Below are 366 nucleotides of genomic sequence, written 5' to 3'. Positions count from 1 at the left end.
CGAACGGCGCGCCTGTTTAGCGAAACTGGTGAAAAATAGATTGACGCTAACACGAGTGCCTTGAGGAGTGCCGCGGGGACCGCGGCGTCGATGGCGATGTTGCCGTGCCCGCGGCACCACTCGGCCGCAGCCGGCACGTTCGCCGTGAGCACGCCCCACTCGGCCATGTAGCCGTCGGAGCGCGGGTCCGTGGCGTCGAGGATGAGGACGGCCAGGCCGCCGCCCACGTACTCATCGGCCACGAGGGCGAGGCGGACCGCCTCGCCCATGGAGTCGAACTCGACCGTGACCATGCGGCTACCTCCTCCTGACGGCGCTGAGCGGCTTCGGGGAGAAGTGCTCGTCGCGCTCAACGGCGGCGAACCC

The 366-nt window shown here is 68.9% G+C and carries 1 protein-coding gene; it reads right to left on the bottom strand.

Annotated features, from left to right (window positions below; all coding sequences use genetic code 11):
- Positions 1-293: hypothetical protein (locus DWZ01_RS03225; protein ID WP_147332616.1), on the bottom strand; the 293-nt coding region annotated here is incomplete at its 3' end.
- Positions 294-366: the final 73 nt, after the last annotated feature.

This window comes from Collinsella sp. AF28-5AC, from assembly GCF_003457875.1.
GTDB lineage: Bacteria > Actinomycetota > Coriobacteriia > Coriobacteriales > Coriobacteriaceae > Collinsella.
Note: the sequence above shows the minus strand (reverse complement) of the source record. Positions and strands in the feature narration are given on the sequence as shown.